The organism is Xanthomonas sp. NCPPB 1325 (assembly GCF_041477645.2).
GTDB lineage: Bacteria > Pseudomonadota > Gammaproteobacteria > Xanthomonadales > Xanthomonadaceae > Xanthomonas > Xanthomonas cannabis.
Genome location: NZ_CM192985.1, coordinates 4422260 through 4430000, shown reverse-complemented (window position 1 = coordinate 4430000; position 7741 = coordinate 4422260). Strand labels below are relative to the sequence as shown.

Annotated in this window: 1 protein-coding gene, 2 tRNA genes and 2 rRNA genes; 4 read left to right on the top strand and 1 reads right to left on the bottom strand. The window is 58.8% G+C overall.

Translation table 11 applies throughout. The features are described from left to right. Positions 1-28: 28 nt before the first annotated feature. From ACCQ10_RS18765 to rrf, 4 genes are all read left to right on the top strand, one after another. A tRNA-Ala gene (locus ACCQ10_RS18765) sits at positions 29-104 on the top strand. Between the two features lie 19 nt (positions 105-123). Further along, positions 124-200: transfer RNA gene (locus ACCQ10_RS18760), tRNA-Ile, on the top strand. Positions 201-428: 228 nt separating this feature from the next. Then, positions 429-3309 (top strand): 23S ribosomal RNA (locus ACCQ10_RS18755). A 170-nt stretch (positions 3310-3479) separates the two neighbouring features. After that, positions 3480-3594: ribosomal RNA gene (gene rrf / locus ACCQ10_RS18750) — 5S ribosomal RNA — on the top strand. 924 nt (positions 3595-4518) lie between these two features. On the opposite strand, the gene putA is transcribed toward rrf, so the two are convergent. Continuing rightward, complete coding sequence (gene putA, locus ACCQ10_RS18745; RefSeq protein ID WP_372361553.1) at positions 4519-7719, bottom strand: bifunctional proline dehydrogenase/L-glutamate gamma-semialdehyde dehydrogenase PutA; 3201 nt, start codon at positions 7717-7719, stop codon at positions 4519-4521. Positions 7720-7741 lie beyond the last annotated feature (22 nt).

The following is a 7741-nucleotide window of genomic DNA, read 5'->3' as shown; positions in this document are numbered from 1 at the left end:
GCACAGGTCGGTATGCGAAGTCCCTTTTGGGGCCTTAGCTCAGCTGGGAGAGCACCTGCTTTGCAAGCAGGGGGTCGTCGGTTCGATCCCGACAGGCTCCACCATATTGAGTGAAAAGACTTCGGGTCTGTAGCTCAGGTGGTTAGAGCGCACCCCTGATAAGGGTGAGGTCGGTAGTTCGAGTCTACCCAGACCCACCACTCTGAATGTAGTGCACACTTAAGAATTTATATGGATCAGCGTTGAGGCTGATACATGTTCTTTTATAACTTGTGACGTAGCGAGCGTTTGAGATATCTATCTAAACGTGTCGTTGAGGCTAAGGCGGGGACTTCGAGTCCCTAAATAATTGAGTCGTATGTTCGCGTTGGTGGCTTTGTACCCCACACAACACGTACATGTAACTCCGAGGCAACTTGGGGTTATATGGTCAAGCGAATAAGCGCACACGGTGGATGCCTAGGCGGTCAGAGGCGATGAAGGACGTGGTAGCCTGCGAAAAGTGTCGGGGAGCTGGCAACAAGCTTTGATCCGGCAATATCCGAATGGGGAAACCCACTGCTTCGGCAGTATCCTGCAGTGAATTCATAGCTGCTGGAAGCGAACCCGGTGAACTGAAATATCTAAGTAACCGGAGGAAAAGAAATCAACCGAGATTCCCTGAGTAGTGACGAGCGAACGGGGAACAGCCCTTAAGCTGGAATGGCTTTAGAAAAACAATCTGGAAAGATTGGCCATAGAAGGTGATAGCCCTGTATTTAAAAGGGCCACTCCAGTGAAGACGAGTAGGGCGGGGCACGTGAAACCCTGTCTGAATATGGGGGGACCATCCTCCAAGGCTAAATACTCCTGACCGACCGATAGTGAACCAGTACCGTGAGGGAAAGGCGAAAAGAACCCCGGAGAGGGGAGTGAAATAGATCCTGAAACCGTGTGCGTACAAGCAGTAGGAGCTCGCAAGAGTGACTGCGTACCTTTTGTATAATGGGTCAGCGACTTACTGTTCGTGGCAAGCTTAACCGTATAGGGGAGGCGAAGGGAAACCGAGTCTGATAAGGGCGCATAGTCGCGGGCAGTAGACCCGAAACCGGGTGATCTAGTCATGGCCAGGGTGAAGGTGCCGTAACAGGTACTGGAGGCCCGAACCCACGTCTGTTGCAAAAGACGGGGATGAGCTGTGATTAGGAGTGAAAAGCTAATCGAACCCGGAGATAGCTGGTTCTCCTCGAAAGCTATTTAGGTAGCGCCTCGGACGAATACTACTGGGGGTAGAGCACTGTTATGGCTAGGGGGTCATCGCGACTTACCAAACCATTGCAAACTCCGAATACCAGTACGTACTATCCGGGAGACACACGGCGGGTGCTAACGTCCGTCGTGAAAAGGGAAACAACCCAGACCCACAGCTAAGGTCCCAAATTCACTGCTAAGTGGAAAACGATGTGGAAAGGCATAGACAGCCAGGAGGTTGGCTTAGAAGCAGCCACCCTTTAAAGAAAGCGTAATAGCTCACTGGTCGAGTCGGTCTGCGCGGAAGATTTAACGGGGCTAAGCAGTGAACCGAAGCTTGGGGTGCATAAAACTTGTTTTATGCGCGGTAGAGGAGCGTTCCGTAAGCCTGCGAAGGCAGATTGAGAAGTCTGCTGGAGGTATCGGAAGTGCGAATGCTGACATGAGTAACGATAATGCGGGTGAAAAGCCCGCACGCCGAAAGCCCAAGGTTTCCTTGCGCAACGTTAATCGACGCAGGGTTAGTCGGTCCCTAAGGCGAGGGCGAAAGCCGTAGTCGATGGGAAGCAGGTTAATATTCCTGCACCTCGCGTGAGTGCGATGGAGGGACGGAGAAGGTTAGGTGTACCGGGCGTTGGTTGTCCCGGGGAAAGGCGGTAGGTTTGAATCTTTGGCAAATCCGGGATTCTTTAAGACCGAGCACCGAGACGAGCCTTTATGGCGAAGTCACTGATACCACGCTTCCAGGAAAAGCTCCTAAGCTTCAGCTCACGAAGACCGTACCGTAAACCGACACAGGTGGGTAGGATGAGAATTCTCAGGCGCTTGAGAGAACTCGGGTGAAGGAACTAGGCAACATGGCACCGTAACTTCGGGAGAAGGTGCACCCTTTTTGGTGGCTCATGCGAGCTATAGCTGAAGAGGGTCGCAGAAACCAGGCCGCTGCGACTGTTTATCAAAAACACAGCACTCTGCAAACACGAAAGTGGACGTATAGGGTGTGACGCCTGCCCGGTGCTGGAAGGTTAATTGATGGGGTCAGCCGCAAGGCGAAGCTCTTGATCGAAGCCCCAGTAAACGGCGGCCGTAACTATAACGGTCCTAAGGTAGCGAAATTCCTTGTCGGGTAAGTTCCGACCTGCACGAATGGCGTAACGACAGCGGCGCTGTCTCCACCCGAGACTCAGTGAAATTGAAATCGCTGTGAAGATGCAGCGTTCCCGTGGCAAGACGGAAAGACCCCGTGAACCTTTACTATAGCTTTACACTGAACGTTGAGTTCGTCTGTGTAGGATAGGTGGGAGGCTATGAAACTGTGGCGCTAGCTGCAGTGGAGCCATCCTTGAAATACCACCCTGTCGTGCTTGACGTTCTAACCTAGGTCCGTTATCCGGATCAGGGACCGTGTATGGTGGGTAGTTTGACTGGGGCGGTCTCCTCCTAAAGAGTAACGGAGGAGCACGAAGGTACGCTCAGCGCGGTCGGACATCGCGCACTGTGTGCAAAGGCATAAGCGTGCTTGACTGCAAGATCGACGGATCAAGCAGGTACGAAAGTAGGTCTTAGTGATCCGGTGGTTCTGTATGGAAGGGCCATCGCTCAACGGATAAAAGGTACTCCGGGGATAACAGGCTGATACCGCCCAAGAGTTCATATCGACGGCGGTGTTTGGCACCTCGATGTCGGCTCATCACATCCTGGGGCTGTAGTCGGTCCCAAGGGTATGGCTGTTCGCCATTTAAAGTGGTACGCGAGCTGGGTTCAGAACGTCGTGAGACAGTTCGGTCCCTATCTGCCATGGGCGTTGGAAGTTTGAGAGGGGCTGCTCCTAGTACGAGAGGACCGGAGTGGACGAACCTCTGGTGTTCCGGTTGTCACGCCAGTGGCATTGCCGGGTAGCTATGTTCGGAAGCGATAACCGCTGAAAGCATCTAAGCGGGAAGCGCGCCTCAAGATGAGACTTCCCGGGGCACAAGCCCCCTAAAGGAACCATGTAGACTACGTGGTTGATAGGTCAGGTGTGTAAGTACAGCAATGTATTGAGCTAACTGATACTAATGATCCGTGCGGCTTGACCATATAACCTCAAGTTGCCTTGGTCCCAACGAACGTTGGTAGATCATCAAATGCAAGCTACGTCACAAGTTAACTATGCGAGGCTGAGCGCCGTAGGTGCTTCCATACGCTAACGCTTGCACACCCGTGCAGACGTTTGAGGAAGCAGCAACTGGCGACGCTCCAACCGTCTCCCTGGTGAAATTAGCGCTGTGGAACCACCCGATCCCATCCCGAACTCGGAAGTGAAACGCAGCTGCGCCGATGGTAGTGTGGCTCAAGCCATGCGAGAGTAGGTCATCGCCAGGGGCTTTACCCGAAACCCTCAGTCCACAAGGACTGAGGGTTTCTTTTTGCCCGAATGGTGGGCATAGCCTGAGTTTATAGCGCACTACGGCAGCTGCGATTAGCCATCAAGTCGACGCCGCCCGCAGCGTCCAACGGACGCCTGATTGCCCGCGCATCGCCTGCTCCGCGCCTACCGCGGCCACTGCCTCTTCGGCCAAGCCGCCTCTCAGACAGCGGCAATTGCAGCACGCTGATACATATCTACGATGCTTCGTCCGGTGCGCTACTTCCCCTAAAACAGCAACAGCCGTCTCCGCAGGCACCAAACGGGCTGATGTTGAAAGGCGCCGCTAAGCGTCATCGGGAATCGGCAGAAGTTGTGAGTGGAAAACTGCGTGCATCGAGAGGGGCGACCGCAGGACCGCTGGTCTGGGGCTGCCATAGGTGCCGTGGTGAGCGGCCAATAGATGCTCGCCTGATCGCTTGGGACTGGAGCTTGGTGACAACCTCTCGAGCCGAAGCCGATAGAGGGGGGCATGCGTTAAAACACAATGGCATCGGTGGAGGTCGTGAGCGGAGGACGTCAGCGCTGGATGACTCGTAGTTGGTGCCAGCACACGGGTCTGATTTCTGTCACCTCTGCTAGCAGGGGGCGGCAGCCGAAGTTACTCCTTGCCCTTGCTGGATGCATTCCGGCGTAAAGAGCTGCTGTTGCAACAGAAGCGATGCACTGGATACATCCACCCAGTGCGATGCTATCTGTGTTCTGTTCTGTTCTAACGTGGCGTTTGGCGACCAGCACTACTGATCGGCAGGGAATGTGCATGGATCTGTCGTTGTTCAACGGCGGGGGTGGTTTTTGGTCAGTCACCCGGTTTCCACACCGCCACGCGCGCACAAAAAACCCCGCACCAGGCGGGGCTTTTTTGCGTGCGGCTTTTTTGATCAATCGCCCAGGGTCAGTAACGATGCATTGCCACCTGCTGCGGTGGTATTCACGGTGACGACCTTTTCGGTTGCAAAGCGCAGCAGGTAATGCGGGCCGCCGGCCTTGGGGCCGGTACCGGACAGGCCTTGGCCGCCGAACGGCTGGACGCCGACGACGGCGCCAATCTGGTTGCGGTTGACATAGACGTTGCCGACTGCAACCCGCGAGGTGATGCGCTCGATGGTCTCATCAATGCGCGAATGCACGCCCAGGGTCAGGCCGTAGCCAGTCGCGTTGATCTGATCGATGACAGCATCGAGTTGGTCGGCCTTCCAGCGGATGACATGCAAGACTGGCCCGAAAATCTCGCGCTGCAGCTGGGCCAGCGAGCCCAGCTCGTAGGCGCGCGGGGCGAAGAAGCTGCCGTGGGCGGTAGCGTCATCCAGCTTGGTACTTCCGATCAGGCGCGCCTCACGGTCCATGCGTGCTGCGTGATCGTCGAGGATCTTGAGCGCTTCGGCGTCGATCACCGGCCCAACGTCGGTTGAGAGCAGGCCGGGGTCGCCGATCTTCAGCTCGCCCATAGCACCGGCCAGCATGGTCATGACCTTGTCGGCGATGTCGTCCTGGATGAACAGGACGCGTGCGGCCGAGCAACGCTGTCCGGCTGAGATGAACGCGCTGGAGATGGCGTCTTTCACGACGGCTTCGGGCAGCGAGGAGGAATCGGCAATAAAGGCGTTCTGCCCGCCGGTCTCGGCAATCAACACGCCGATAGCCGCATCGCGCGCGGCCAGGGTGCGATTGATGATGCGCGCGGTCTCGGTGGAACCGGTGAATGCCACGCCAGCCACCCGGGGGTCGTTGGTCAAGGCTGCACCGACAGTGGCGCCATCTCCAGGCAGGAACTGCACTGCGGCTTCCGGGACGCCGGCGTCGTGCAGCAACTTCACTGCCGCATAGCCGATCAGATTGGTCTGTTCGGCGGGCTTGGCGATTACGCTGTTGCCGGCCGCCAAGGCGGCCGCCACCTGGCCAAGGAAGATCGCGAGCGGGAAATTCCAGGGGCTGATGCAGACGAAGACGCCGCGGCCATGCAATTGCAGCTCGTTGGATTCACCGGTCGGTCCGGGCAGGCGTTCGGGCGCACCAAATTGCGCGCGCGCCTGGCCGGCGTAGTAACGCAAGAAGTCGACCGCCTCGCGCACTTCGGCCACGGCATCAGGGAGGGTCTTGCCCGCTTCCTTGACACAGATGGCCATGAACTCGGGCATGCGCGCTTCTAGCAGGTCGGCGGCGTGCTCCAGGATGGTGGCGCGGCTGGCCGCGGGCGTGCGGTTCCACCCAGGTTGTGCAGCCGCGGCCGCAGCGAGTGCCTTCTGCACCGTGGCCGGATCGGCTGGCTGCCAGTGACCCACCGTCTCGCGGCGATCTGCAGGATTGAGCACAGCTTCGCGCGGCGTGCTGATTACCGCACCTGGAACCAGCGGTGCGGCTGTCCATGGCTTGATTGCGGCGTTGAGTTGCTCGGCCAGCTGCCGCAGATCGTTGTCGTTGGCGAGGTTGGCGCCCATGGAGTTTTTCCTGTTCTGGTTCTGGCTGCGCAGCAGATCGGTCGGCAGCGGGATCTTTGGATGCGGGATGGATGCGAACGACGCGACAGCCTCGACCGGATCGCGGATCAGGTCTTCGATGGCAACGTCCTCATCGGTAATACGATTGACGAAGCTGGAGTTCGCGCCGTTCTCGAGCAGGCGACGGACCAGGTAAGGCAGCAGATCCTCGTGCGAGCCGACCGGCGCGTACACACGGCACGGCAGGCCCAGGCGATCGGCCGGGATCACTTCGGCATACAGGTCATCGCCCATGCCGTGCAGCTTCTGGTGCTCGTAGGTCTTGCCGGCGGAAATGGCGCGCACAGCGGCAATCGTCTGCGCGTTATGCGTGGCGAACATCGGGTACAGCGCATCGCTGTGCGCAAACATGCGACGTGCGCAGGCCAGGTAGGACACGTCGGTGTTCTGCTTGCGGGTAAACACCGGGTAGCCAGAATGGCCTTCAATCTGGGCGCGCTTGATCTCCGCATCCCAGTACGCGCCCTTGACCAGCCGCACCGGAATGCGGCGGCCAATGCGACGCGCCAGGTCGGCCAGGAAATCGATCGTGTACGGCGTGCGTTTCTGATACGCCTGCACCGCCAGGCCATACCCTTCCCAGCCCTCCAGCGACGGGTCGGAGAAGGTGGCTTCGATGATGTCCAGCGACAGCTCCAGACGTTCGGCCTCTTCGGCGTCGACGGTGTAGCCGATGCCGTAGGACTTGGCCAGCTGCGCGAGTTCCAGCACGCCTGGAACCAGTTCGGCCATGACGCGCGCGCGCTTGGCGTGTTCGTAGCGCGGGTAGAGCGCGGAAAGCTTGATCGAGATGCTGGGTGCAGCGAACACATCGGTGCCGACAAAGCTGCCGCTGCGGCCGATCGCATGGATGGCATCGCGATATGCCTGCAGATAGCGCTGTGCATCCTTCATGGTGAGCGCGCCTTCGCCGAGCATGTCGAACGAATAGCGGTAGTCGGCATTGTCGCCCTTGCGCGAACGCGACAGCGCCTCGCCGATGGTGCGGCCCATGACGAACTGGTGGCCCATGATCTTCATTGCCTGGCGCACTGCCAGGCGGATCACCGGCTCGCCGACGCGGCCGATCAAGCGCTTGAAGGCGCCGGGCACATCGGCGCGGGTAAGGTCGTTGAGCTGCACCAGCCTGCCGGTCAGCATCAGTCCCCAGGTCGAAGCATTGACCAGCACCGAATCGCTGCCGCCCATGTGCTTTTTCCAGTCCGCATCGCCGAGCTTGTCGCGGATCAGCTTGTCTGCGGTCTCCTGGTCCGGAATGCGCAGCAGCGCTTCGGCGACGCACATGAGCAGCACGCCTTCCTCGCTGCCGAGATCGTACTGCCGCATGAAGGCTTCGATCGCGCCCTGGTGCTGCGCACGTGCACGCACGCGGGTGACCAGATCGGCGGCCAGCGCCTGCACCTTGGCCTGCTCGGCGGCGGGCAGGCGCGCCTGGTCGAGCAGTTCGCGTACGTGTTCGGCCTCGTCCTTGAGCCAGGCAGCGGTGATGGCGGCGCGCAAGGCGCCGGATGCGGCCGGCAATTCGGGGGCGAGCAGCGGATGTGGAACGGCGGCGGAGGCAAGCGGGTCGAGCTGAGCGTTCATGCGAAAGATGCCTGGAGATCCA